The following is a 25,611-nucleotide window of genomic DNA, read 5'->3' as shown; positions in this document are numbered from 1 at the left end:
TGCACCGCCGGACTCGGCCACACTGGGTGAACCGCGGGCGGGGGCCCGTGCGCTCAGGGGGAACCATGCATCGCATCGCAGTCTCGACCGTCGTCATCGCGGGGCTGCTGGTCTCCGCAGCCGCGCCCGCGACGGCTGCGCCGGGCGGGTCCTCCGACGACCCCGGGGCGAAGGGCAAGGCGGTCGGGCAGCAGTCGGGCACGGGCACGGGCGGAGGCAACGCACTGGGCGCGACGCCCGCGCCGACCGTCGCCACCCCCGACACCGAGCCCGCCTACGCCCTGCCGTCGTGGGGCGACGGCCAGTGGGGCTCGTCGGAGAACTACGAGACGATCCAGACCGGCGACCTCGACGGCGACGGCGACGCGGAACTCATCGGGCGCTCGGTGCGGGGCATCGAGGCGTGGGACTTCGACCAGACGGCCGGGCAGTGGACGCCGATCGTCACGTCGAACGAGATCGAGTGGTCCGACGACGCCGGGTGGAACCAGAAGGAGTACTACGAGACGATCGGCACGGCCGACCTCGACGGCGACGGCCGCGACGAGATCTACTCGCGCAACTACGAGGGCGTGACGGCCGTGCGCCTCGTGCCGCCGGCGAACTCGCTCGAGGACGCGTCCTGGCAGGACCTCCCGCAGCTGCACGAGTACGCCACCTCGTCGGGCTGGGACGTGCCGCAGTACTACGCCACGCTGCAGGCGGCCGACCTCGACGGCGACGGGCGCGACGAGCTCTTCGGCCGCGCCGCGGCTGCCGTCATCGTCAGCTCGTTCGACGGCACGGGGTGGTCGGTGACGTCGTTCCCCGAGTTCACCGACGCGAGCGGGTGGGGCGGCCCCGCGTACTACTCGACCATCCAGGCGGCCGACCTCGACGGCGACGGCGAGGCGGAGATCTTCGGCCGCAGCGGTGCCGGCATCCAGGTGTGGGGCCTCGAGGGCGGCACCTGGACCGAGCTCGCGGCATCCGGCCCCTTCACCGACTCCGGGCACTGGAACCAGGAGGAGTTCTACTCGACCATCCAGACCGCCGACCTCGACGGCGACGGCGACCACGAGATCATCGGCCGCGGCACCAGCGGCCTGCACGCGTACGAGTTCGCCGACGCGACCGGCAGGAAGAACGCCGGCACCTGGACGGAGCTGCCCGAGCTCACTGCGTTCAGCAACGGCAACGGGTGGGCCGGTGCGAACCGGTACGCGACCATCCAGGGCGCCGACATCGACGGCGACGGCCGCGACGAGATCATCGCGCGCGACAACCTGACCATGGTCGCGTGGGGCTTCACGGCGTCGAGCAAGAGGTGGGCGAACGAGCAGCACGTCGACGGCCCCGGCTTCACCGACACCCTCGGCTGGGACCTGCCGCGCTACTACGAGACGATCCAGGCGGTCGATGTCGACGGGGTGACCGCGAACGGCCAGCCCGGCTCGGCGAACGCGGCCCGCGCCGACCTCATCGGGCGCGGCCCGAACGGCATCCAGACCTACCGCTTCGACGCCAGAGCCGGCAGCTGGACCTCCCCGTCGGCCGCGTTCCCGACCTTCACCGGCGCCGCGCTCACGGCGTACGAGATCATCAGCCACGGCATCGACGTTACGACCGACGACATCCGCAGCAAGTACGACGCCTCCGCTTCGGACCTCGACAACTGGATCAAGGCCGTGCCGAAGGTCACGCAGCCCGATGGCATGCCGGATGCCACGTGGAACCAGGTGCAGACGCAGATCGTGAGCGAGCTGACCTGGGCGAAGGCCGCGGCCACCGCGTCGTCGAACCTGACGGTGCTGATCGACACGGTGACGTTGCTGAAGGACTCCGACACGACGGCACAGCACCTCGAGTACGAGACCACGCAGTCGAACGCATCGTCGATCCTCGCGAACCTGCTCGTGATGCTCGCGGGCTTCGCCGACGCCGCGTCGAACCTCGGCGAACCCGGCCTGCAGTTCGCGCTCGGCGCGCTCGACGCCGCCGCGTCGTTCGGGGCCTCGCAGGGACAGAATGCGAACTCCGCGTTCGAGGGCACCTACCTCGAGCTCGAGGGGGCGATCGGCGCCTGGTGGGGCACCGCCGAGACGGCGAACGAGCAGGCGAAGGCGCAGATCGTCGCCGACTACGGGCTGCTCAGCACCGTCGGCACGCTCTACGGCAACGGCACGTGGACGCAGTTCACCAGCGGTGACCCCGGGTGGGCCTCCGTGGTGAACGCCAACGAACGGGCCTACTCGACCTGGATCTGGCAGACCCTCACCCCGACGCTGCCGCACCCGTGCGGCGTGCTCGAGATCTGCACCGGCTGGGTCATCGCCGAGTGCGAGTCGGACTACTGCCCGTACTCGCACGACGGCAACGACTACAGCCTCTGGGTGACCTCCTGCGAGAGCGCGCAGCAGTGCGACTACGCCGACGAGGGCTTCGTGCTCGAGATCACGGTCGCCCCGAAGGTGCCGGAGTCGTTGCTGAAGCAACTCTTCGAGGACCCCACGCCCGGGTGCGTCTCGGGCTGGGACGCGACCACGTGCAATCTCGGGGCCGAGCCGTACGAGGTGATGGCGGGACTCGACGGGTGGCCGTACCAGTGCAGCCTCTGGCGCTCGACCTTCTGGACCGACGGCTGGAACCACGAGTCCTTCTGCACGAACCTCGAGGACGTGCGGGCGCGCTACGGCACGCGCTAGTCGCGTCCGCCGGAGGACCGGACCCGAAGGCCGGTAACGATTTCAGCCGCTCCTGATCGCGCCCGCGCGCGCCGGGTCGCGTCACGATCGATGCAGCACTCTGCTGCGGACGACGGTGTTTGATACCGATTTCAGATCTGGGGTTGCGTCATTCTGAAATCGATATCATACTGAGGCGGTGCCGATCGCTCGGCACGGACCGATGACCACCTCCGCGATGATGGGGAAGCCGCTCGATGAAGACGCTGCACTGGGGCCACGACCCGCTCGGGTTCGCACTCGGGTTCGCCTGGGACGACTCGCGGCCGGTCGGCCTCCACGTCGCCGCCGCGGGCGGGGCGAGCGTCACGATCGCCGAGCCGGTGCCGTTCGTCGAGGTGCTCACCGTCGGTGCAGGCCACGAGCCGGCCTCCGACCGGCTCGACCACACGCAGGTGGGCCGCTCGATGCGGTACGCCGGCCACTCCGAGGAGTCTGACGGAGGCCTCCGCCGCCTCCGCATCACCCAGCGCGACGACGTGCACGCGCTCGAGGCGACGATCGTGCTGGAGTCGCCGATCGGCGTCGGCAGCGTGCGGGCGCACGTCGAGCTCGAGAACGTCGGCGACTCGCCGGTGCTCCTCCGCTCGGTGGCGAGCTGGAGCTCGGCCATGGGCGACGCCCCCGCCGGCGAGGAGGACGCGGGAACCGGCTTCGAGTCGTGGGACCTCCTGAGCGGCACCGGCGAGTGGCTCGGCGAGAGCCGCTGGACCCTGCGCTCGCTGCGCGAGGCCGGCCTGCCGGGCATCCGCGAGGACCTGACCGGCCACGACCGACGCACGAGCCTCGGCGCCGCCTCGTACGGCACCTGGTCCACCGGGGGATCGCTCCCCGTGGCCGGAGTCGAGTCGACCGAGCACGGGGCCGCCTGGATCTGGCAGGTCGAGCACAACGGCGGGTGGCGCTGGGAGGTCGGCGAGAACCGCAGCGGCGGCGTCTTCGCACTGTCGGGGCCGACCGATCGCGACCACGCGTTCCTGCAGCGGCTGGCCCCGGGCGAGCGCTTCACCACCGTGCCCGTCACGATCTCGCTCGCGACCGACCTCACCGCCGCGATCGCGCAGCTGACCGACTTCCGCCGGCGCACGCGACGCGCGCACGTCGACAACGAGCGCATGCCGGTGGTCTTCAACGACTACATGAACACGCTCAACGGCGACCCCACCACCGAGCGGCTGCTGCCGCTCATCGATGCCGCAGCCGCGGTCGGCGCGGAGGTCTTCTGCATCGACGCGGGCTGGTACGACGACAGCGGCTCCTGGTGGGGGAGCGTCGGCGCGTGGGAGCCGTCGACGGTGCGCTTCCCGGGCGGGCTCGGCGAGGTGATCGAGCACATCCGCTCCCGCGGCATGGTGCCCGGCCTCTGGCTCGAGCCCGAGGTGGTCGGCGTGCGCAGCCCGCTCGCCGCCCGGCTGCCCGCGGATGCGTTCCTGCAGCGCGCCGGCGAGCGGGTCGAGGAGCACGAGCGCTACCACCTCGACCTGCGGCACCCCGCGGTCGTGGCGCACCTGGACGCCGTGGTCGACCGCCTGGTCGCCGAGTTCGGGATCGGGTTCTTCAAGTTCGACTACAACGTCAATCCGGGCGCGGGCACCGACCTGCACGCCGACAGCGCGGGCCACGGCCTCCTGCTGCACAACCGGGCGCATCTCGCGTGGCTCGACGCGATGCACGAGCGGCACCCCGACCTCATCATCGAGAACTGCTCGTCGGGTGCCATGCGCATGGACTTCGCGATGCTCTCCCGCCTGCAGATGCAGTCGACCTCCGACCAGCAGGACTACCGCCTGTACCCGCCGATCGCCTCGGCCGCGCCGGTCTCGATGCTCCCCGAGCAGGCCGCGAACTGGGCGTACCCGCAGCCCGAGATGGACGACGAGGAGGTCGCCTTCTGCCTCGTCACCGGCCTGCTCGGCCGCTTCTACCTCTCCGGGTACCTGAACCGGATGTCGCCGGCCCAGCGCGACCTCGTCGGCGAGGCCGTCGACACGGCCAAGCGGCTGCGCGACACGATCCGCAGGTCGGCGCCGTTCTGGCCCGCGGGCATCCCCGCGTCCGAGGCGCCGGTCGCCCTCGGGCTCGCGGACGACGGCGGCGCACTCGTCTCGGTGTGGAGCCGTGACGGCGGCGACCCGATCGACCTCGAACTCCCTCACTACCGCGACCGCGACCTGGTCGTCGAGACGCTCTTCCCCGCGGGGCTGGAGCCGTGGACGACCGACTGGAACCGAGAGGAGGGGAGACTCACGGTCCGGCCGGCCAGAGCAGGCACGACGGCACGGACCTTCCGGGTCGTACCGCGCACCGAGTGACGATCCTGCCCATTTCCACCACCACCACCGGCGCCTTCCGGCGACGGGATACCCTCACACAGAAAGAGAAGTTCAATGAAGAAGACTCTCGTCGGCATCGCGGCCGCCGCCGCATCCGCCGCGCTGCTGCTCTCGGGCTGCAGCGACCCCACCGCATCCGACAGCGGCTCGGGTGACAGCACGCCCGCCGAGTGGCCCGCGCAGGACACCGACCTCTCGGGCGTCGAGCTGACCATCTGGGCCGCCCAGAACTCCAACACCGTGCCCGAGTCGGTGGTCGCGAGCTTCGAGGAGCTCACTGGCGCCTCGGTCGACGTCGTGACCATCCCGGACCCGTACGAGCAGGGCATCCAGACCAAGGTCGCGACCGGCGACAAGCCGGACATCGCGTTCTGGCAGCCGACCGCGTCGCAGCTGACCGCGCTGAACGCGACGACGAACCTGCAGTCGCTCGACGGCGCCCCCTGGATCGACTCGATGGCGCCCGACCTCCAGGACATCACCGGCATCCTCGACGGCACCCGGTACGCGACGCTCATCACGACCCCCGCGGTCGAGGGCGTCTACTACAACAAGGAGGTGCTCGCCGACGCCGGCGTGACCGACCTGCCGACCGACTGGGACTCGTTCATCGAGCTCGGCCGTGAGCTGAAGGACCAGGGCGTCACGCCGTTCTACGAGATGGCCGGCGACCGCTGGGCCACCCAGTGGTGGGTGCAGGTGCAGCTGGCGGATGCCGCTGCCGACGGCCTCTGGGACCGCGTGAACGCCAACGAGGAGTCGTTCACCGACCCGACGATCCTCGGAGCGATCGAGGAGTACCAGTCGCTCATCGAGGAGGGCCTGTTCAACGACGACATCAAGACCGCGACCTTCGAGGACCAGGGCGACGCCCTGCTCGCCGGCGAGGCGGCCATGGTGATCCAGGTGAACTCGTTCTTCAACCAGCTGCAGAGCAAGGCGACGACCGAGGAGCTCGACGAGAAGATCGGCTTCTTCCCGATCTCGCCGTCGGGCAACGTGGGCACCTTCATCCCCGACCAGAGCAACGCGCTGGTCGCCTTCAAGACCGGTGACGAGACCCGCGAGGCCGCCGCACGCCAGCTCATGTCGTTCTGGCTCGGCGACGGCTACGCCGACTTCGTCGAGGCGCAGGACACGGTCTCGCTGCAGGACGCGGTGTCGACCCCGTCGACCGTGCCGAGCGCGCTGCTCGAGGTGAGCGACTCGCTCGGGGCATCCGTGGGCTCCATGCAGGCCCTCGCGATCGCCAACCCGGACCTGTACATCTTCCTCGCCGACATGATCCAGGGCACCAAGACCCCGGAGCAGGTCGCGCAGTCGACGCAGGACCAGTTCGCGGAGCTCGCCAAGGCGCAGGGCGCCGAGGGCTTCTGACACACTCCCTGCGCCGGGCGGACCGCCCCGCCCGGCGCAGGGCCGCACCGCACACGAAAGGGGCACCAGTGTCCGCCACCAGAGCGATCGTCGTCTCCGAGGACGATCCGACGTCCGAACGGGCAGCGGTGTTCCCGCCCGCGCCGAAGCAGCGCGCGCAGCGCGGCCGCCGCGTCGACCACCCGCTGTGGTTCCTGATCCCGGCGCTCGCAGTGCTCGTGATCTTCTTCTTCGTGCCGACGATCTTCAACTTCGTCTACGCGTTCACCGACTGGTCGAGCTTCAAGTCGGAGATCGGGTTCGTCGGCTTCGACAACTTCGTCTCGCTGTTCACGAGCGGCACGCTGCTCACGTCGCTCCGGGTCACGCTCGTCTACGCCGTGCTCGTCGCGATCTTCCAGAACGTCTTCGGGCTCGCGCTGGCGCTCCTGCTCGAGCGCGACACCCGGCTGAACCGCGCAGCACGCGTGGCGTTCTTCGTGCCGGTGATCATGTCGGCCCTCGCGGTCGGCTACATCTTCCAGGCGCTGCTGAAGCCCGAGGGTGCGCTCAACGAGATCCTGAGCTTCCTCACCGGCACCGACGTGACGATCGCCTGGCTCGGCGACACGACCTGGACCATCGTGGTCGTGGCCCTCGTGCACGCCTGGAAGTGGATGGGCCTGTCGATGCTCATCTACCTCGCGGGGCTCAAGACGATCAGCGCCGACGTGCTGGAGGCCGCGCGCCTCGACGGAGCCGGCTGGTGGCAGACGTTCACCCACATCCGCTTCCCGCTCCTCGCGCCGGCGGTCACGTTCAACGTCGCGACCGCGCTGCTCGGGTCGATGAACGGATTCGACATCGTGCAGGCCACCACCGAGGGCGGCCCCGGCGGCACGACCGAGCTGCTGAACATCTTCATCTTCCGCACCTTCGGGCAGGGGCTCTTCGCCCAGGCGACCACGATGAGCCTGGTCCTGTTCCTGATGGTGACGATCCTGGCATTCCCGGTCATCCGGGTGCTGCGCAAGAGGGAGGACGTGCTGTGAGCGCGACCAGGGCGATCACCACCGCCGAGTCCAGGGAGGCCCAGGCGTCCGCTCGGCCCGCCGGCCCGCGCCGCCACCGATCATTCGCGCGCATCGCGCAGCCCATCGCCACGATCCTCGCGGTCGTGCTGCTGCTGGGCGTGCCGTTCTGGCTCGTCATCAGCACGGCGGGCAAGAACCAGGCCGAGGCGCTGAACCCGAACCTGGCTCCGCCGACCGAGTGGCAGCTGTTCCAGAACTTCGCCGAGGTGTTCACCGACGGCCGCATGGTGCTCGCCTTCCTCGGCAGCCTGCTGGTAATGGTGCCGTCGGTGCTCGGCGTGCTGATCCTCGGCTCGATGGCGGCCTGGATCCTCGGACGCCGGAGCAGCCGGATGCTCGCCGTGATCTACGCGCTCGCGATCAGCGGCATCGTGCTCCCGCCCGCGGTGGTCACGATCGTGCTGCTCCTCCGCCAGCTCGGCCTCGCGGGCACGCCGGTCGGCATGATCGGCGTGTACATGGGCATGTACCTGTCGACGGTGATCTTCTTCGTGACCGGGTTCGTGCGCACCATCCCGCACGAGCTCGAGGAGGCCGCCCGCGTGGACGGCGCCGGACCGGTGAAGGTGTTCGTGCGGATCATCCTGCCGCTGCTCATGCCCGTGCTCGCGACGGCGACGATCCTGATCTGCCTCTACATCTGGAACGACGTGTTCTACGCGCTGTTCGTGGTGGGCGGCCGGCTCGACACCCTGCCGCTGAACCTGTTCCAGGTGGCGAGCGCCGGACTGTACCTGCAGAACTGGCACCTGATCTTCGCCTACATCATCCTGATGAGCCTGCCGCTGCTGCTCGTCTTCGTGTTCGCCCAGCGGAAGATCATCTCGGGCATCACGAGCGGAGCGGTGAAATAGACGGCGCGCTGCCTCCTGTCGCGGGCTCTGGCGGTTCGCGGCCAGAATTGGGTGCGGGCGAGCGGCACGCGGCCGATGCCCGCACCAGGAGGAACCGGATGTCAGCGAACGGGGCGCCCAAGCCGCCGGTGATCGCCGACGTGGCGCGGCTCGCCGGGGTCTCCGTGCCGACGGTCTCGCGGGTGCTCACGGGCGCGGCCCGCGTGCGCCCCGAGAAGGAGCAGCTCGTCCTCGACGCGATCGCGAAGCTCAACTACCGGCCGAGCGCCACGGCCCGTGCCCTCGTGTCGCGCCAGTCGCGCACCATCGCGATCGTCGCCGGCAACACCTCGCAGTACGGGTACGCGGAGACGATCCGCGGCATCGAGGAGGAGGCCAGGGCCGACGGCTACACGGTCACCATCACCGTCGTCGAGAGCGTCGACGACGAGGTCGTGTCGCGGGCCGTGGACCTGGTGCGCGACCAGAGCCCGGCCGGCGTGGTCGTGCTGAAGTTCGATCCGCCCGGCGTCGCGACCCTGAACCACCTCCCGCACGACGTGCCGCTCGTCGCCGTCTCGGGCGTGCGCGTGCGCGACGTGCCGCAGGCGGTGCTCGACGAGACGCGCGCCGCCGAGGCGCTGACCGATCACCTGCTCGAGCTCGGACATCGCACGGTGCACCACGTGCGCATCCCCCCGTCGCGACGCGAGGACGGCCGCACGACCGGCTGGCGACGTGCGCTGAAGCGTGCCGGCGTCCAGTCGCCCAAGGTGTTCGAGGCGACCTGGTCGCCCGAGTCCGGCCGGGCCATCGGCCGCGAGATCGCCGGCGATCCGGAGGTCACCGCGGTGTTCTGCGGCAACGACGAGATCGCGATGGGCGTGATCAAGGGGCTGAGCGACGAGGGGCGCCGAGTGCCCGAGGACGTCAGCGTCGTCGGCTTCGACGACCACCCGCTCGCGGCGATGTGGTCGCCCGCCCTGACGACGGTGCGGCAGGACTTCGGCGGCCTCGGCGGGCGGGCGTTCGAGCTGCTGCGGCATGCGATGCGGGGAGAGGACGCGAAGCGGTTCTCCTCCGAGCTGCCCGAACTGGTCGTGCGCGAGAGCAGCGGGCCGCCTCCCGCGGGCCGCGGCCGGAGCTAGCGCGCGCCGTCGTCGACCGTTGCCGGACGCTGTGTGCCGTCACTCACGGCAGGATGGAGGGGTGCACCACCAGACCGCCGACGCCCGGGCCGAGCTCGCCGCGCTGTGCGAACGCGGCATCGCGTGGAACCCGCTCGTCTCGCCGAGGGCGACGGATGCCTCGGAGCCGCGCCCGGCCGCGGTGCTGGTGCTGTTCGGGGAGCTCGACGACGCGCCCGCGCGGGCCGGCGCCTCGCGCGTCGCGCGCGACCTCGACGTGCTGCTGCTGCGCCGCGCGGCCACCCTCGGCAGCCACGCGGGGCAGGTCGCGTTCCCCGGCGGCCGGCTCGAGGCATCCGATGCCGGAGCTGTCGACTGCGCCGTGCGCGAGGCCGTCGAGGAGACCGGGCTCGACCCGTCGGGCGTCGCGCCGCTGGGCACGCTGCCGCCGATCCCGATGCCGGCGAGCAACCACGTCGTGACGCCCGTGCCCGCGTGGTGGACCCGCCCGTCGGAGGTCGTCGCGGTCGACCACGCCGAGTCGGTCGACGTGTTCCGGGTGCCGGTGGCCGACCTGCTGCATCCGTCGAACCGGGGGAGCACCGAGCACGCCATCGCCGGCGGCAGCTACCGGGCGCCCGCCTTCACGGTCGGCGGCAACGTCGTCTGGGGGTTCACCGCGTTCGTGCTCGCGTCGATGTTCGACGAGCTCGGCTGGTCGGAGCCGTGGGACGCGCGTCGCATCGTGGAGCGCGACGACCTCGGCCGCTGAGTCGCACGACGGGCGGCGGCGGCGCGCCCGAACCGGCTCCGGGGGTTGACCCGATTGCCGGCCCACGGATGCGGCTGGGAGGCTGGCGCCGTGGAGCACCAGAACCGTGACATCCCCCAGACCACCCGACTCGTGATCGGCGCCGGCCCCATCGGGTCGGGCCTCGCCCTGCACCTCGCCGAGGCGGGTGACCGCGTGCGGCTGCTCAGCCGGTCGGGTCGCGGCCCCGAGCATCCGTCGATTGACCGCGTGGCCGCCGACGCGACCGATGTGGCCGCACTCACCGAGGCGGCGACGGGCGCCGCGACCATCTTCAACTGCGCCAACCCCGGTTCGTACGAGCACTGGGAGCGGGAGTGGCCGCCGCTCGCCGCGGCGATCCTGGCCGCCGCCGAGGCATCCGGCGCCGTGCTCGTGACGTTCGGCAACCTCTACGGGTACGGCGCCCCCGACGGGCCGATGACGCGGCACACGCCGCTGCGGCCGAACGACCACAAGGGCGCGCTGCGGGCGCGCATGTGGGAGGACGCGCGCGCGGCGCAGGAGACGGGGCGCGTGCGCGTCACCGAGGTGCGCGCCTCCGACTACCTCGGTCCGACCGAGCCGACCACGAACGGCATGCTGCCGCGCTACGCGAACGACACCCTGCGCGGGCGCCCGGCGAGCGTGTTCACCGACGTCGACCAGCCGCACTCCTGGGCGTACGACGGTGACATCGTCCGCACGCTCGCGGCGGTCGCCGACGACGAGCGCGCGTGGGGCTCGGCGTGGATCGTGCCGACGAACCCGCCGATCTCGATGCGGGAGCTGCTGCGCGAGCTCGGCGCGGTCGTCGACGCAGGCGAGCCGCGCCTGCGGCGCGTGCCGCGCTGGCAGCTCGCGGCGCTCGGTGCCATTGTGCCGGTCGTGCGCGAACTGCGCGGCGTCGCCTACCAGTTCGATGCCCCGTTCGTGTCCGACGGGTCGGAGACCACGGCGCGGTTCGGCATCGAGCCGACGCCGTGGGCCGACGTGCTGCCCGAGACGGCGCGGGCGTGGCACGAACGGGCGGTCGCGGGCTGAGGGCTGCGTGGTCGGCAGGAGGCATCCGACCGGCGCAGAATTGACGGGTGACCCTCTCGATCGCCCCCGGCGACCTCGCCGACCCTCGCGTGCTGCGCCTGCTCGACGACCACCTCGCCGACATGTTCGCGACCTCGCCCGCCGAGAGCGTGCACGCGCTCGACGTGTCGGGCCTGCAGTCGCCGGGCATGACATTCTGGGCGCTCAGCGAGGGCGACGCGATGCTCGGCTGCGTCGCGCTGAAGGAGCTCGACCCCGCGCACGGCGAGCTGAAGTCGATGCGCACCGACGCCGCGGCCCGCGGTCGGGGGCTGGGGCGGATGCTGCTGGAGCACGTCATCGCCGAGGCCGAGCGCCGCGGCTACCGGCGACTCAGCCTCGAGACCGGCGTCGAGGACTTCTTCGCGCCCGCCCGCACCCTCTACGCCCGCTACGGGTTCGCCGAATGCGGACCGTTCGCGGCCTACCGGCCCGACCCGAACAGCGTGTTCATGACGCGGGAACTGGCTCCGCGCGCCGCCTGAGCCCCAGGAACCCGACGGTCGCGGTCGCGGCGGCGAGCAGCAGCAGCGGCGCGTTCAGCACCAGGAACTCGGGCTCGAGGCGCACGAGGTGCAGCGTCGCGGCGGCGAGCTGCACGACCGCGAGCAGCGCGGCCGAGACCGGGCCGAGGATGACGGCGACGCCCGTGAGCATCGGCAGGATGAGGCCGACCGCGCCGGCGAGCTCGAGCATGCCGATCGCCGTGAGCACGACGTCGGGCAGCGCCTCGGCGGCGGCCACGCCCGCGGCGACGAGGTCGGCCTTCGATATCGCCAGCTGGCTGATGCCGGCGAGCACGTAGACGAGTGCGAGCGGCGTCGCGAGGATCCAGTACGCGATGAGCATCGGCAGTTCCTGAGCTGTCGGTGTTGCGAGGTCGGTGGTGCGGATCGGCACCATTGGAGCACCCCGGTGCTGAGTCGCGCTCGTGTTCTCCACAGGTCGGCATCCATCGGGAACGCATAGGCGCGGCATAGCGCCCGCCCACGCGGGCTTGCGAGGGTGGGGCCATGACACGGGAGGACCACATGGGTGCACAGGGGAACGAGACGCGATCGGATGCGACGGGGGAGGTCGACCCTCGCTGGATCGACGAGGACGGCAACGTCATCGACGAGGACCACCGCGGCCTGGTCTACGACATCCGCACGCTGGTCGACCGGCGCCTCGCGCTCGGCATCTTCGGCGGCATCGGCCTGTCGACGCTGCTCGCGGCGTGTGCGCCGGCCGACTCCGGGGCATCCGACAGCACTGCGTCGAGCGGCACGGATGCCTCGAGCGGGGGCTCGACCGCGACGGCGACGCCGTCCGCCGAAGCCGACGGCGACCTCGTGGAGGTGCCCGACGAGACCGGCGGACCGTACCCGGCCGACGGGTCGAACGGGGTGAACGTGCTCGACGACTCGGGCATCGTGCGCAGCGACATCCGCTCGAGCTTCGGGTCGTCGACGACGACCGCCGAGGGCGTGCCGCTCACGATCGAGCTGACGGTGCGCGACGCGTCGACGGGGTCCGCGATGGCGGGCGCGGGCGTGTACCTCTGGCACTGCGACCGCGACGGCAACTACTCGCTGTACAGCCAGGGCCTGGCGAACGAGAACTACCTGCGCGGGGTGCAGGAGACCGACTCCAACGGCACCGTGCGGTTCACGTCGATCTACCCGGCCTGCTACGCCGGGCGCTGGCCGCACATCCACTTCGAGGTCTACGAGGACGTCGCCACGGCGGTCGCCGCGGGCCCGATCGTGAAGACCTCGCAGATCGCGCTGCCCGAGGAGGTCAACGACGTCGTCTACGCGACGTCCGGCTACGAGCAGAGCGTGCGCAACGCGTCGCAGGTGTCGCTCGCGTCGGACAACGTGTTCGGCGACGACGGGGGCATCCACCAGATCGCGAACATGTCCGGCTCCGTGTCCGACGGCTACAACGCGTCGCTCACGATCGGCGTCTAGCGCTCAGGCGCCGCGCCACCACCAGGGGGCGGTGACGGCGAGCACGCCGCGGGCGACGGCGTCGGGGTGGCCCTCGGCGCCGCCGACGAGCCAGTGCTCGATCGCGCCGACGGTGCCGGCCGCACCGTAGGCGGCGTAGAGGTCGTACAGGGCATCGCCCGTGAGGGCGCCCTGAGGCTCGGGCGCGACCTCGGGGTGCTCGGCGAGGTACTCCCGCAGCGAGACCTCGATGCGCTCGAGCAGCATCACGCGCACCGGTGAGGCGAGTCGCGGCGACATCGCGTGCAGGTACACGCCGCGCCGGTGGGCGATGTGCGCGAACAGCGCGCGCTCGGCGGTCTCGAAGCGCTCGCGACCGGTGCCGCGCGCCGTGGCGAACTCCGTGGCGGCTTCGTCGAGCTCCTCGCCGAGCGCGGCCGCGAGCACGTCCGCCACGCTCGGGGCATGGCGGTAGAACGTGTCGCGGCTGACGCCCGCGGCACGCGCGGCGTCGGTGACCGAGACGTCGGCCAGGGGCATCCGCTCGATGAGTTCGACGACCGAGGAGTGCAGCGATCGCTGCGTGCGCGCCTGCCTCGGGTCCATCGCATCCATCCTGCCTCGGCGCCGCCGTCGGCCGCTTCGGGCCGCCCGCGAAGCCTCTATCGGACAATTGTCAGATAGTAGCGTACGATGTGTGCTCGGTGTGCCCAGCGCGGCGCACATCGAACGAAAGGACCCCCAACATGCGAGCAGCCGTCTTCCACGCCCAGGAGGATCTCCGGATCGAGGACGTCGCCGAGCCCACCCCCGGACCCGGACAGGTGAAGCTCAAGAACGCGTACGCCGGTATCTGCGGCTCCGACCTGCACGTCTACTACGCACCCGAGGCCGCCGGCCTCGACATGGACAACCCGCACCCCGTCACCGGCGCGACCCTCCCGCAGATCCTCGGCCACGAGTTCTCCGGCACCGTCGTCGAGCTCGGCGAGGGCGTCGAGGGCGTCAGCGTCGGCGACCGCGTCGCCGTCTGGCCCATCTACTCCTGCGGCACCTGCGCCGCGTGCGCCAAGGGCGCCGTGAACGCTTGCCGCACCATCGGCTTCCACGGCCTCATGTCCGACGGCGGCGGCATGGCCGAGTACACCACCGTCGACGCCGCGAAGCTGCACGTGCTGCCCGAGAACGTCGACCTGAAGCTCGGCGCGCTCGTCGAGCCCATGGCCGTCGCGTGGCACGCCGTCGAGCGCTCCGGCGTCAAGGCCGGCGAGACCGCCCTCATCGCGGGCGCCGGCCCGATCGGCATCGGCGTCTGGTTCGCGCTCAAGGCGCAGGGCGTCGAGGACGTGCTCGTCTCCGAGCCCAGCCCCGAGCGCCGCGCGGCGATCGCCGCCCTCGGCGCGACCGTGGTCGACCCGGTGCACGAGGACCTCGGCGCGGCCGTGGACAAGCTGACCGGCGGCAGCGGCGTGCAGGCCGGCTTCGACGCCGCCGGCGTCGGCGTGGCCGTCTCGTCGGTGCTCGCCAACCTGCGTCCGCTCGGCCGCATGGTCATCGTCGCGCTGCACGAGCGCACGATGGACTTCTTCCCGACCCAGCTCGTCATGGGCGAGACCGAGGTCGTCGGCGCGCTCGGCTACACCCAGGCCGACTTCGACGCGGTGATCGCGGCGATGGCCGAGGGCAAGTACGACACCACGGGCTGGGTCGACGAGACCGACCTCGACGGCGTGCTCGGCGCGATCGGCGCGCTGCGCGAGGGCCGCGGCATGAAGGTGCTCGTCTCGAGCGCCGCGTAGTCGCAGGCATCCCCGCTCTCGAACGGGCCGCTCCCTCGCGGGGCGGCCCGTTCGTCGTCTCCGCGTGCGTCGCCGCGTCCGCGCCCGCGCCCGCGTCCGCGCCCGAGTCCGCCCCGCCCCGCGCGCCGGTGGTGCGCGAATCGTGGCTGTGCGGGGCGATCGCCACGGTTCGCGCACCAGCGACGTGATCACGTCGTGCTGCTGGTGCACGAACCGTGGTCATCGCGCCCGGCTGCCACGAGGTGCGCACTAGCGCCAGGCGGTGGGCGGATGCCGCGGGCCGTCGTCGCGGGGGAGCACGGGGCGCCGTCCGGGGCGTCCACTGAACCGCGTCCCGCGGCACGCGAGTACGCTCGGGCGCATGATGCGCGCGGTGAAGCGCGCCGGCGGTGCCGCCGCCGTCGGCGTGATCGTGCTCGCCCTGACGGCGTGCACGCAGGATCTCGGCCAGGCACTCGACGGAAGCCTTCGCGAGGGCTTCTCGTTCGACGGCTGGGAGGAGTTCTCCTCGGACGTCCTCTCCAAGGTGGTCGCGGTCGCTCTCTGGGCAGGTGGGATCGTCGTGGTCGGCGCGCTCATCGCCCGCCTGCTCGTCCTCGGCTCACCGTTCCGCGACCTGGTCGTGACCCGGCGCCAGAGCCGCGCGGGGAAGCTCGCGGGGTTCATCGCGCTCGCCGTGGCCGCGCTCGCGATCGTCCTCGCCCCGCTCGTGCTGCTCGACAGCAGCCCGCTGCTCTGGCTGATCGAGATCACGGCGCTCGTGCTGCTCACGGGCGCGGTGCTGTCGCTCGCGTACGGCATGGCGACCACCCCGCACATGAGCGCGCGGGTGTACGACCGCCAGGGCTCCGAGAACCTCGCCTGGTCTGTCGACGTGCTCGACCAGATGCGGCGCGCGAACCGCGATGATCCGCGCGGTCGCGTGGGCACACCGTCGGCGTCCGACGTGAACGAGGTCATCGCCATCGCCGACCGCACCGGCACGGGTCTCACCTCGTTCGTCGCGACCGTGCTGCAGGTCTTCGTGAACATCGCCCCGTGGACCCTGCACGTCACCTTCGTCGAGGAGCGTGCGGTCATCGCGACGCTGCGACGCAACGGCCACGTCGTCGACGAGGTCGAGATCCGCTGCGACGAGTGCGGCGGCACCGACGTCCACCGGTCGCTGCTCGCCCTCACCGGGGCGTTCGCGGCATTCCGCGTGGCCGGGCGCTACCCCGACATCACGGGGTTCTACGGTGCCGCGAACTGGCAGACGGTCGGCTACCTCGCCATCGCCGAGAGCGAGCAGGCGGGCGACGACCGCGACCGCTACCTGCGGCTGGCGCGAAAGGCCGACCCCGAGAACATCAACGCCGAGTACGCGAGCCTGTTCGAGCGGTTCGCGGGCACCTCGACCTCGGGTTACTCGAACCTCTACCTGCGCCAGCTGCGTTCACTGATCAACCGGGCCGCGGTGCTCAGTGACCGGCCGCAGCCGTTCACCGACGCCGACCTCCTGAGCACTCGTCGGGTCGGCACCCCGAGTGGCGCCGAGATTCCCGAGCCGCCGGGCCTGTTCATCCGCCTGCTCTTCGAGTATGCGGGCGCCGCCCGCAACTGGTGGGCGCTCGAGCGCGCCCGCGAGGGGTTCGACCGCGAGCAGGCCGAGCAGCGCCGCGATCGCGTGCGCGTGACGCTCGCGGTGCTCGTGCGCGAGCTGATGCCCGAGCACCCGGAGGGGTGGGACGTGGCCGCCGATGCGGTGCGGCGCCTGCGCTTCGGCGCCGCGATGGCGTACGCCCTCTTCGCGGCCACCGATCCCGATCAGAGCGAAGACACCCCCGAAGTCCACCGGGCGGTCGGGGAGTGGCTTCGCGAGGCCGAGGCCTCGAGTGACGTCGAGACGTCGTACGCGTACGCCGGCTACCTCGCCCAGCGTGCCTACGATGCGCCCGACGACGAGGAACGCAAGCGGATGCTCGCCGACATCGCCCGCCGCATCCGCAGCGCGAGCCTGGTCGACGAGTACGCGCAGCGCGCGCTGGCCGATCCCGAGCTGCGGCTGGTGGGCACGCGCCGCGAGATCCGCTCGGTCACGGTGCACACCCCGCGGCGGGCGTGGGACCTGCGGCGCTTCGCCGACTGGCAGCGTGCGCTGCAGGCCGAGGGCATCCGCGACCCGGCCGACCTGGTGCGCGTGCAGCGCCTCGACCGGCTGAACGGATCGATCGGCATCACCGAGGCCGAGTGGGCGTCGATGCTCGATGCGGCGGTGCTGCTCGCGCGCACGCGCGACCTCGCGCGCGACTTCAACCTGAGCGAGGAGCAGGTGCTGTGCGCCGCCCGTCAGCTCGTCGACGCCGAGGAGATGACGACCATCGCGCTCTCGGCACTGTCCGAGGACGACCTCCCGGAGCTGGTCGACCGCGTCGCCGGAGCGGTGTACTGGGTGCCCGAGGCCGAGGAGCGCCAGCGGGTGGACGAGCTGCTCACCACGCTCGCGCGCGAGGCCGCCGAGGCCCCGGTCGGCTGGCGGAGCCGCTGAGCGCGAGGGCGCCGCGGCGGGCCGCGTCCGGCATGCACGGGTGCCGGCTCGAGGCATCCGCTCGCCCCTCCCCGAAACCGGGGGTTCGCCCCCGGGACAGCGCCGATCGTCGGTTCTAGGCTGGCCGTATCGACCCAGAGGAGACGCGCAGATGACGTTCGGACAGTCCATCCAGACCGTGTTCCGCAAGTACGCGGAGTTCGAGGGGCGCGCGAGCCGCTCCGAGTTCTGGTGGTGGGTGGTGTTCTACGTGCTCGTGAGCGCGGCGACGGGCCTGTTCAGCGTGATCCGCTTCGACTACGGCGGCAGCATGGGGAGCATCCTCACCGGGCTCTGGACGATCGGCGCGCTCCTGCCGAGCCTCGCCGTGACCGTGCGCCGCCTGCGCGACGCCGACTACCCGTGGGGGCACGTCTTCTGGTTCCTGCTGCCGATCGCCGGCCTCATCGTGCTCGCCGTGCTCTGCGCACAGCCCGCGAAGTCGGATGCCCCGGCCCAGGCGCCCGCGCCCGGCGCCGAGCCGCCCGCGCCGCCGGCCCCGCCGGCGCCTCCCGCCCCGTCGGCCCCGCCCGCGACGCCCGCGCCCCGCGACGACGCGTAGCCCGAGACCCATCGGAACCGTCGCACCCCAGCGGTGCGACGGTTCCGTGTCGTAGCATCCGTGCCATGACCGAGGAGTGGATCGAGCACCGCAGGGGCGACGGCGAGCTGGTCGGGTGGATGCTGCCCGAGGGCGACGGGTTCGTCGTGATCGACCTGCTCGGCCGGCGCATGACCGACGTCGTCGACTGGGGCGCCGCCGAGGAGGCGCTCGACGAGGCGGGCCTGCGCTACCTCGCCGAGCCGTACCTGCTCGACCGTGCCGACGAGGAGCCGCTGCGCGTGCGCATCGTCGAGGCGAGCCGCGACCGCATCCTCGTCACCGAGGACTTCGGCGGCGCGATCGGCGGCCCGGTCTCGCGCATCGAGCTGCCGTTCCCGGCGCCCGACACGCTGCGCCTGCGCGTCAGCTGAGGGCCCCGGGCGCTTTTCAGGAGCGCCGACTCGCTCGCAGCGCGGATGTGCGCCGGCGGCCGCGGGCCTGGTCAAATCGAGCCGTGTGCGGGGCCGGTACGCAACGATTCGCACCGGCCCCGCCGGACCTTCCTGAAAAACGCCGCAGGCGTCAGCCGCGCACGGTCAGGTCGACCCAGACCAGGCGGTGGTCGCTGCTCGGGAACGGGAACGTGCCCGTGAGCGCCGAGAGCGGGTCGGTCGACACCGGCCAGAACACGCCCGCGTCGTCGACGACGAGCTTGCGCGAGGGCAGCACGTAGTCGGCGCGCAGGTTGCCCGGGGCCGGGTTGTCGTTGAAGTCGGCCGTGTCGGTCGCGGGGTCGCCGGTGTGCGCGAGGTTGGCGCCGCCCTGCAGCAGCGCCGCCTCGACGCCGCCCTCCGACGTCGGCATCGGGTCGACGATGCGGTTGTTGTCGAGCAGCTGGTCGATCGCGTCGTCGGTCGAGTCGCCGTCGAACGGGTCGGCGTTCTGGTCGCCCAGGATCACGAACGGCTCGCTCGGGTTCAGGCCGCCGGTCATGCCGGCGTCGTCGTACACGTAGCCGTTCGCGCCGGGCGTCACGTAGTCGGCCCAGAACCGGATCTCGTCGTGGTTGCGGCGGCCGTTGCGGTCCTCGGCGCCGTCGAAGGTCGGGGGCGTCGGATGCGACGCGAGCACGTGCACCGTCTCGTTGCCGATCTCGATCGGCACGTCCCAGTGCGACTTGCTCGACAGGCGCATGACCGCGAGCTCCTCGTCCGAGTACCAGTCGGCCGGGGCGTCCGTCGCCGGGTCGTCGGGAAGCAGCGCGCCCGGCATGTCGGCCCAGAGGAAGTACTGGAAGGTGCGGATGTCGTCGGTCGCGATCGGGTACTTCGAGAGCACCGCCATGCCGTACTGGCCGGGGAAGAAGCCGAAGCCGAATGCGTCGTCGCCACCGCCGACGAACCCGTCGTTGTTCAGGTCGAACCCGCTCGGGATACCCGTGTTCGACGGCGCGACGAACGCGTACGGGTACTCGACGGGCGCGGCCCCGTTCTGCCCGACCTCGAGGTAGTCGCTGCGGAACAGGTCGATCGCCACGTCGCCGTCGACGTAGTCGAACTCGTTCAGCAGCAGGACGTCGGGGTTCGCGCGCTGGATGATCTCGGCGATCACCGCGGCCTGCGCGTCGCCCGCCTCGAGCCCGGCGACGAGGTCGCCATCGTTGAACCGGTTGAGCGACGCGTTGAACGTCGCGATGCGCAGCGACTCGGCGTGCGGGCCGCCGCGGCCGTGGTCGCCCGCGGCATCGGGGGCCGCGACGGCTGCCGGTGCGATCGCCACGGCGCCGGCGACGGCGAGGCCGATCGCGGCGGCGACGGTGGACTTCCTGCGGTGGACGGACATGCGCTCTCCTTCGTCGGGGTGCTGCGGTGTCGCCGCTCGTGACGGCCGTGCGCCCCAAGCTATGCGGTTCCGATGACGAGGGGAAGGACCCCGGGTGACCGGCAGTCGAATGCCGGCGGATCCGGGCGGTCAGCTCTCGGCATCCTCACCGAACGCCCGCAGCTCCTGGGCGCAGCGGCATGCCACCGCGAACCGCGCGGCCCAGTGGACCGCCTCGTCGCGCGACGGGACCTCGATCACGGTGTACCCGCCCTCGATCCGTGCCGTCTCCGGGTAGGTCTCGTCGGTCACGGTCCCGTCGCCGTGCACCCGCACCGGTGCGATGCGCTCGTCGATGCCGCCGCCGAACACCCAGACGCCCGCGTCCTTCGCCTCCCGCACGACCGCATGGGCGGCTTCCGCGACCGCCGGCAACTCGTCCGCGGACACCTGCATCGCGCCGCTCGGGAACGAGATCAGGAACTTCGTCATCGCACACACCCCTGTCGTCGATCGCGTCGGGCTCATCCTGCCGCGGCCGGCCGACATCGCACCACCCCGCGGGCGGATCTCCCGAGGACGAACCGGGGGTCAGCCCCCGGGCGCGCCGCACCGCCGCTGGTTAGCGTCGAAACAGGGACGAAGGGCCCGCAGGAGTCGAGAGGACGAGGGGATCATGGACACCATGGCACACACGGGGAGCACACGGACGAGGCGGATGCTGGCGGCCGTCGTGGTGGCAGGGGCGGCCGCGTTCGCGCTGGCCGGCTGCGGCCTCGTCGAGCAGTTCGGGCCCCCGCAGTCGTTCTCCGACGACGCGACCGTCACCGACGAGGTGACGACCATCGACATCGACCGGCCGGCGGGCGGCGTCACCGTCACCGCGGTGCGGGGGGCGACCGAGATCACCCTCGAGCGCACCGTGCGCTACTGGGGCATCGATCGCGACATCGACGAGACGCACGAGGTCACGGGCAGCACGCTGGTGCTCCACGGGTGCGGCCGCAACTGCATGGTCGACTACGTGCTCGAGGTGCCCGAGGGGCTCGACGTCGAGGGCGACACCACGAACGGCGCCATCGAGCTGACCGGCGTCGCCGACGTCAGCGTGACCACGTCGAACGGGCGCATCGAGCTCGACGACGTGAGCGGCACGGTCGAGGTCGAGACCTCGAACGGCCGGGTGATCGGCAGCGACCTGAACGGCAACGGCATCGACGCCAGTACGTCGAACGGCTCGATCGAGCTCGAGCTCGGCACCGCGCAGGACGTCACCGCGCGCACCTCGAACGGTCCGATCGAACTCCGCGTCCCCGACGGCCCCTACGCCGTCGAGACCGACACCTCGAACGGCAGCGTCGACGTCGACATCGCCACCGACCCGAACGGCGAGTTCACGCTCGACCTGCGCACCTCGAACGGGTCGATCAAGGTCTTCGAATCCTGACGTCGGTCGGCCCCGGGTGCGAGCGCGTTCTGCTCTGAGCGGATCGCACTCCCGCCCGGGGCGTCGGCTGGCTAGCGTCGTCGCATGGGCGACGTGGTGCAGATCAGGGCAGGGCGACGGATGCCGGTGAGTCGGCCGGATACCGGAACGGCGGTGCGCGAGCGGGTCGAGCGGATGCCGCGCGCGAACGAGCAGGCCGGCCCGCCGCCGCTCTGGCGCGACGTGGTCGGGGCGTTCCTGCGCGGCGAGCGACTGGCGCAGGAGCGCATCCTCACCGAGGTGGCGCGGCGCGCGGGCGTCTCGCCGCAGTACCTCTCCGAGGTCGAGCGCGGCCGCAAGGAGCCGTCGTCGGAGGTGCTCGAGGCGGTCGCCGGCGCGCTCGGCCTCGACCTGACCGACGTGGTGCGCGGGGTGGGCGCCCGACTCGTGCGCGAGCGCCGCGTCATCGACCTCACCACGACGACGGATGCCACGGGCGGGACCGGCACCGCACCCGCATCCGCCCCCGCGCAGCCCGTGCTGCTCGCCGCCTGAGCCGCCGGGCGCCGGCACCCCACCTCCTACGCGGGCAGGGCCGCCCGCGGCCGAGCCGCCACCACGTGGTCGGCGACCCCGTACTCCACCGCCTGCCGCGCCGTCATGATGCGGTCGCGATCCGTGTCCTCGCGGATCACCTCGACGGCACGTCCGGTGTGCGCGGCGAGCACCTCCTCGAGGTCGGCGCGCACGCGCAGCACCTCGTCGGCGTGGATGATGAGGTCGGGAATGGTGCCGCGTCCCTGCGTCGACGGCTGGTGCAGCACGACGCGCGCGTGCTCGAGGATCGCCCGCTGCCCGGACGCGCCGCCCGCGAGCAGCACGGCGGCCGGCCCCGCGGCCTGGCCGACGCAGGTCGTCGCCACGTCGGGGCGGATGTGCCGCATCGTGTCGTAGATCGCGAGCGCTGCCTGCGGCGAGCCGCCGGGCGAGTTCACGTAGAGCTGCACCGGCCGGTCGGCGCCGTCGGCCTCGAGGTGCAGCAGCTGCGCGATCACCGCGTTCGCGACCCCGTCGTCGATCTCGGTGCCGAGGTAGACGATGCGCTCGGAGAGCAGGCGGCTGTACACGTCGACGGTTCGCTCCGCGTTGCCGCGCCGCTCGACCACGTACGGGATCGTGTACGTGCTCATGCGTGCATCCCCACGAGCTCGCGCTCGGTCGCGGCGGGGTGCAGCTCGGCGGCATCCGTCACGATGCGGTCGATGAAGCCGTAGTCGCGGGCCTCGTCGGCCGTGAACCAGAGGTCCCGCCGCGAGTCGTGCTCGATGCGCTCGAGCGGCTGCCCGGTGTGCGCGGCGATGAGCCCGAGCACGGTGTCGCGCGTGTACCGCAGGTCGTCGGCCTGCAGCTCGATGTCCGTCGCGGTGCCGCCGATGCCCGCCGAGCCCTGGTGCATCAGGATGCGCGCGTGCGGGAGGGCCGCGCGCTTGCCGGGACTGCCGGCCGACAGCAGGAACTGGCCGGCGCTCGCCGCGATGCCCATCGCGATGGTCGCCACGTCGTTCGGGATCGCGCGCATCACGTCCTGGATCGCGAGCATCGCCGGCACCGAGCCGCCGGGCGAGTTGATCCAGAAGGTGATGTCGCGGCGCGGGTCGTCGGCGGAGAGTGCGACCAGCTGTGCGCAGAGGCGGTTGCCGATCGCCTGGTCGAGGCCGTCGCCGAGCACGATCACGCGCTCGTGGAAGAGCCTCGCGGCGAGTTCGGCGTCGATGGGGTGCAGCGGTGCAGTCGTCGTGTCGTCGGTCATGCCGCAAGCGTGCACCGGGTCGCGGGCGGGGTAGAGCGGATGCTGCCGCGAGCGGATCCGCCGTCGGCGGAGCGGTCTGCGCCGTACTCGTCGATGTGTGAATCATGATTCACTTCCGTTCGGCTCCCGGACCCGCTACGCTGCCCGCATGCCCACCGCTCGCGCCGCCCTGATCCACGAGGTCGGCGGCGGGTTCGTGCCCGGCGAGATCGAGCTCGACGACCCCATCGGGCGCGAGGTGCTCGTCGACGTGCGGGCAGCGGGACTCTGCCACACGGATCTCACGATGGCGCATGCCGACGTCGGCATACCGATGCCCGCCGTGTTCGGGCACGAGGCCGCCGGGGTCGTCGCGGCGGTCGGTCCTGAGGCCACGGGGGTCGCCGTGGGCGACCACGTCGTCGGATGCCTCGTGCAGCACTGCGGCACCTGCGACCGGTGCCGTGCGGGCCGGGCGACGCTCTGCCGCGATCCGGGCGCGACGCTGCGCGGGCCCGACGATCCTCCGCGCCTGACCTGCGGGGGCGAGCCTGTGCACCAGATGGTCGGCATCGGCGGGTTCGCCGAGCGGGTGCTCGTCGACGAGCGGCAGCTCGTGGTCGTCTCGCGGGAGCTGCCGTTCGCACAGGCGGCGCTGCTCGGGTGCGGGGTCCTCACCGGGGTCGGCGCGGTGCGGAACGCCGCGCGCGTGCGCCCAGGCGACGCCGTCGCCGTGATCGGCGCGGGCACCGTGGGACTCAGCGCGATCGCCGCGGCCGCGGCGGCCGGCGCCCAGCGCATCGTCGCGGTCGACCTCGCGCTCGAGAAGCTCGACGCGGCGCGCGAGTTCGGCGCGACGCACGTCGTCGACTCGTCGGCGACCGACCCGGTGGCGGCCGTGCGGGCCGCGACCGGCGGCGGGGCCGACGCGGTGCTCGACGTCGTCGGCATCGAGCAGACGGCGCAGCAGGGCCTGGCGATGACCGCCCCCGGCGGCGGCCTGTACCTCGTCGGCGTGATGGATCCGACCGCGCGCATCTCGCCGAAGCTGTTCGGCCTCATCCAGGCGCAGCGCCGCATCGAGGGCGTGTACATGGGCGGGGCCGACCCCCGCCGCGACATCCCCGAGATCGCGCGCATGGCGCGCTCGGGCGCCCTCGACCTGGGTGCGCTGGTGAGCGCCGAGGTCGGCCTCGACCAGATCGACGAGGGGTATCGGATGCTGCACGACCCGAACGTCGTGCGCGTCGTCGTCGCGTTCTGAGCGTGGCGGCGTCGGAGTCACCGACCCAAGCGACCTGAGACGGATCCGCGGTCACTACTGACGCCTCGGCGGGATCTTCCGCATACCATTGGTTGCGATACCAATCGTGAGGAGATCCAGACGATGGCGGATCGGCAGCCGACGATGAGCGATGTCGCCCGAGAAGCGGGCGTGTCACCGATCACTGTCTCGCGAGTGCTCAACAACTACGAGTTCGTGAAGTCGGACACCCGGGAGAAGGTACTCCGCGCAGTCGCCCACACGGGCTACCGGCCGAATCTCGCGGCACGTGCGCTCGTGACGCGCAAGTCGCACGTACTCGGCGTGCTTGTCGCGGATGCGTTCGGGCATGGCCCGACGGCCGCGCTCTGGGCGATCGAGGACGCGGCCGGCGACGCCGGGTATGCGGTCACGGTGGTCAGCCTGCGGGGAGACGATCGCGAGGCGATTCTGGCGGGCCTGCGGCGGCTCAACGCCCAGGGCGTCGACGGCATCGTGATGATCGCTCCGCAGCACGAGGCGACGAGCCTGGAGATCCTCGATGTCGAGGGCACCCCGGTGGTCACGCTCAGCGCCTTCGCGTCCGAGGTGCTCCAGCCGATCATGCTCGATTCCGTCGCCGGTTCGCGGGCGGCGGTGCGTCATCTCGCCCAGCTCGGGCATCGCACGATCGCGCACCTGGCCGGTCCTGCGGGCTGGGCCGCCGCGGAGGCGCGCCTGCGCGGGTGGCGAGACGAGTGCGCCGCGCTCGGCCTGCACGCCGGTCCGGTGGCGTACGGGGATTGGACGGCGGGAACGGGACATGCGCTTGCTCCGGGTCTCCTGTCCGACGGTCGTGTGACGGCGGTCTACGCCGCAAGCGACGCAATGGCCCAGGGTGCTCTGCTGGCGCTGCACGAGCGAGGACTGCGCGTTCCCGTGGACGTGTCGCTCGTCGGGTTCGACGATGCCCCCGAGGCCGAGTACTTCATCCCTCCGCTCACGACGGTGCATCAGGACTTCGAGGCACTCGGTCGGCGCTGCATCGCCTCGGTCGTCGAACTGATCGAGGGTCGGGCTGCCCCGGCGTTCGACCCGCTCGAGCCGACCCTCGTCGTGAGGGCGAGTACCGCCGCGCCGCGCATCTGAG

The 25,611-nt window shown here is 71.9% G+C and carries 24 protein-coding genes; 18 read left to right on the top strand and 6 right to left on the bottom strand.

Translation table 11 applies throughout. From position 1 onward, the window contains the following. Window positions 1-65: 65 nt before the first annotated feature. The 9 genes from QMG39_RS03160 (at window position 66) to QMG39_RS03120 (ending at window position 11,824) form a co-directional block, all read left to right on the top strand. Complete coding sequence (locus QMG39_RS03160) at window positions 66-2,684, top strand: FG-GAP repeat domain-containing protein (RefSeq protein ID WP_281882383.1); 2,619 nt, start codon at window positions 66-68, stop codon at window positions 2,682-2,684. A 236-nt stretch (window positions 2,685-2,920) separates the two neighbouring features. Continuing rightward, a complete protein-coding gene (locus QMG39_RS03155; RefSeq protein ID WP_281882382.1) occupies window positions 2,921-5,035 on the top strand; it encodes a glycoside hydrolase family 36 protein in 2,115 nt (704 codons plus the stop codon). 75 nt (window positions 5,036-5,110) lie between these two features. Next, window positions 5,111-6,433, top strand: a complete 1,323-nt coding sequence (locus QMG39_RS03150) for an ABC transporter substrate-binding protein (RefSeq protein ID WP_281882381.1) — start codon at window positions 5,111-5,113, stop codon at window positions 6,431-6,433. Window positions 6,434-6,501: 68 nt separating this feature from the next. Then, window positions 6,502-7,464 carry a carbohydrate ABC transporter permease gene (locus QMG39_RS03145; RefSeq protein WP_281882380.1) on the top strand — a complete coding sequence of 321 codons (963 nt, stop codon included), beginning with the start codon at window positions 6,502-6,504 and terminating at the stop codon, window positions 7,462-7,464. After that, on the top strand, window positions 7,461-8,360 hold the full coding sequence (locus QMG39_RS03140; protein ID WP_281882379.1) for a carbohydrate ABC transporter permease: 900 nt from the start codon (window positions 7,461-7,463) through the stop codon (window positions 8,358-8,360). The genes QMG39_RS03145 and QMG39_RS03140 overlap by 4 nt, the downstream gene beginning before the upstream one ends. 98 nt (window positions 8,361-8,458) lie before the next feature. Then, window positions 8,459-9,487 carry a LacI family DNA-binding transcriptional regulator gene (locus QMG39_RS03135; RefSeq protein ID WP_281882378.1) on the top strand — a complete coding sequence of 343 codons (1,029 nt, stop codon included), beginning with the start codon at window positions 8,459-8,461 and terminating at the stop codon, window positions 9,485-9,487. A 61-nt stretch (window positions 9,488-9,548) separates the two neighbouring features. After that, window positions 9,549-10,238: an NUDIX hydrolase gene (locus tag QMG39_RS03130; RefSeq protein ID WP_373878291.1), complete on the top strand. Its 690-nt coding sequence runs from the start codon at window positions 9,549-9,551 to the stop codon at window positions 10,236-10,238. Window positions 10,239-10,328: 90 nt separating this feature from the next. After that, a complete protein-coding gene (locus QMG39_RS03125) occupies window positions 10,329-11,300 on the top strand; it encodes an NAD-dependent epimerase/dehydratase family protein (RefSeq protein ID WP_281882377.1) in 972 nt (323 codons plus the stop codon). A 47-nt stretch (window positions 11,301-11,347) separates the two neighbouring features. Then, a complete protein-coding gene (locus tag QMG39_RS03120; protein WP_281882376.1) occupies window positions 11,348-11,824 on the top strand; it encodes a GNAT family N-acetyltransferase in 477 nt (158 codons plus the stop codon). Here the strand turns inward: QMG39_RS03120 and QMG39_RS03115 are convergent. Continuing rightward, on the bottom strand, window positions 11,790-12,188 hold the full coding sequence (locus tag QMG39_RS03115; protein ID WP_281882375.1) for a DoxX family protein: 399 nt from the start codon (window positions 12,186-12,188) through the stop codon (window positions 11,790-11,792). The genes QMG39_RS03120 and QMG39_RS03115 overlap by 35 nt on opposite strands. A gap of 164 nt (window positions 12,189-12,352) precedes the next feature. On the opposite strand from QMG39_RS03115, the gene QMG39_RS03110 reads away from it, so the two are divergent. Beyond that, a complete protein-coding gene (locus QMG39_RS03110; protein WP_281882374.1) occupies window positions 12,353-13,294 on the top strand; it encodes an intradiol ring-cleavage dioxygenase in 942 nt (313 codons plus the stop codon). Between the two features lie 3 nt (window positions 13,295-13,297). Here the strand turns inward: QMG39_RS03110 and QMG39_RS03105 are convergent, their stop codons facing one another. Beyond that, a complete protein-coding gene (locus QMG39_RS03105) occupies window positions 13,298-13,879 on the bottom strand; it encodes a TetR/AcrR family transcriptional regulator (RefSeq protein ID WP_281882373.1) in 582 nt (193 codons plus the stop codon). Window positions 13,880-14,019: 140 nt separating this feature from the next. Here QMG39_RS03105 and QMG39_RS03100 point away from each other — a divergent pair, with 140 nt between their 5' ends. From QMG39_RS03100 to QMG39_RS03085, 4 genes are all read left to right on the top strand, one after another. After that, window positions 14,020-15,072, top strand: a complete 1,053-nt coding sequence (locus QMG39_RS03100) for a 2,3-butanediol dehydrogenase (protein WP_281882370.1) — start codon at window positions 14,020-14,022, stop codon at window positions 15,070-15,072. Window positions 15,073-15,433: 361 nt separating this feature from the next. Beyond that, on the top strand, window positions 15,434-17,599 hold the full coding sequence (locus tag QMG39_RS03095; protein ID WP_281882369.1) for a hypothetical protein: 2,166 nt from the start codon (window positions 15,434-15,436) through the stop codon (window positions 17,597-17,599). A 151-nt stretch (window positions 17,600-17,750) separates the two neighbouring features. Then, window positions 17,751-18,200 (top strand): DUF805 domain-containing protein, encoded by a 450-nt coding sequence (locus QMG39_RS03090; RefSeq protein WP_281882368.1) that lies wholly within the window; start codon window positions 17,751-17,753, stop codon window positions 18,198-18,200. A 65-nt stretch (window positions 18,201-18,265) separates the two neighbouring features. Continuing rightward, a complete protein-coding gene (locus QMG39_RS03085) occupies window positions 18,266-18,613 on the top strand; it encodes a hypothetical protein (protein ID WP_281882367.1) in 348 nt (115 codons plus the stop codon). A 151-nt stretch (window positions 18,614-18,764) separates the two neighbouring features. On the opposite strand, the gene QMG39_RS03080 is transcribed toward QMG39_RS03085, so the two are convergent. Both QMG39_RS03080 and QMG39_RS03075 read right to left on the bottom strand, forming a co-directional pair. After that, a complete protein-coding gene (locus QMG39_RS03080; protein ID WP_281882366.1) occupies window positions 18,765-20,024 on the bottom strand; it encodes an endonuclease/exonuclease/phosphatase family protein in 1,260 nt (419 codons plus the stop codon). A gap of 129 nt (window positions 20,025-20,153) precedes the next feature. Next, window positions 20,154-20,495 carry a YciI family protein gene (locus QMG39_RS03075; protein ID WP_281882365.1) on the bottom strand — a complete coding sequence of 114 codons (342 nt, stop codon included), beginning with the start codon at window positions 20,493-20,495 and terminating at the stop codon, window positions 20,154-20,156. A gap of 184 nt (window positions 20,496-20,679) precedes the next feature. Here QMG39_RS03075 and QMG39_RS03070 point away from each other — a divergent pair, with 184 nt between their 5' ends. Continuing rightward, window positions 20,680-21,450 (top strand): DUF4097 family beta strand repeat-containing protein, encoded by a 771-nt coding sequence (locus tag QMG39_RS03070; protein ID WP_281882364.1) that lies wholly within the window; start codon window positions 20,680-20,682, stop codon window positions 21,448-21,450. A gap of 84 nt (window positions 21,451-21,534) precedes the next feature. After that, on the top strand, window positions 21,535-21,984 hold the full coding sequence (locus QMG39_RS03065; protein ID WP_309298774.1) for a helix-turn-helix domain-containing protein: 450 nt from the start codon (window positions 21,535-21,537) through the stop codon (window positions 21,982-21,984). A 26-nt stretch (window positions 21,985-22,010) separates the two neighbouring features. Here the strand turns inward: QMG39_RS03065 and QMG39_RS03060 are convergent, their stop codons facing one another. Together QMG39_RS03060 and QMG39_RS03055 are read right to left on the bottom strand one after the other, a co-directional pair. After that, entirely contained in the window at window positions 22,011-22,619 is a 609-nt protein-coding gene (locus tag QMG39_RS03060; protein ID WP_281882363.1) for a ClpP family protease, read from the bottom strand. Next, on the bottom strand, window positions 22,616-23,239 hold the full coding sequence (locus QMG39_RS03055) for a ClpP family protease (RefSeq protein ID WP_281882362.1): 624 nt from the start codon (window positions 23,237-23,239) through the stop codon (window positions 22,616-22,618). Before QMG39_RS03055 ends, QMG39_RS03060 begins: the two co-directional genes overlap by 4 nt. A gap of 148 nt (window positions 23,240-23,387) precedes the next feature. On the opposite strand from QMG39_RS03055, the gene QMG39_RS03050 reads away from it, so the two are divergent. Together QMG39_RS03050 and QMG39_RS03045 are read left to right on the top strand one after the other, a co-directional pair. Next, the gene (locus QMG39_RS03050) at window positions 23,388-24,482 is read left to right on the top strand and encodes a zinc-binding dehydrogenase (RefSeq protein ID WP_281882361.1); all 1,095 of its coding nucleotides are present in this window, start codon (window positions 23,388-23,390) and stop codon (window positions 24,480-24,482) included. Window positions 24,483-24,605: 123 nt separating this feature from the next. Next, complete coding sequence (locus QMG39_RS03045) at window positions 24,606-25,610, top strand: LacI family DNA-binding transcriptional regulator (protein ID WP_309298773.1); 1,005 nt, start codon at window positions 24,606-24,608, stop codon at window positions 25,608-25,610. Window position 25,611 lies beyond the last annotated feature (1 nt).

The organism is Agromyces rhizosphaerae, assembly GCF_027925245.1.
Taxonomy (GTDB): domain Bacteria; phylum Actinomycetota; class Actinomycetes; order Actinomycetales; family Microbacteriaceae; genus Agromyces; species Agromyces rhizosphaerae.
The sequence above is the reverse complement of the archived record's forward strand: the minus strand, read 5'-3'. Positions and strand labels throughout refer to the sequence as shown.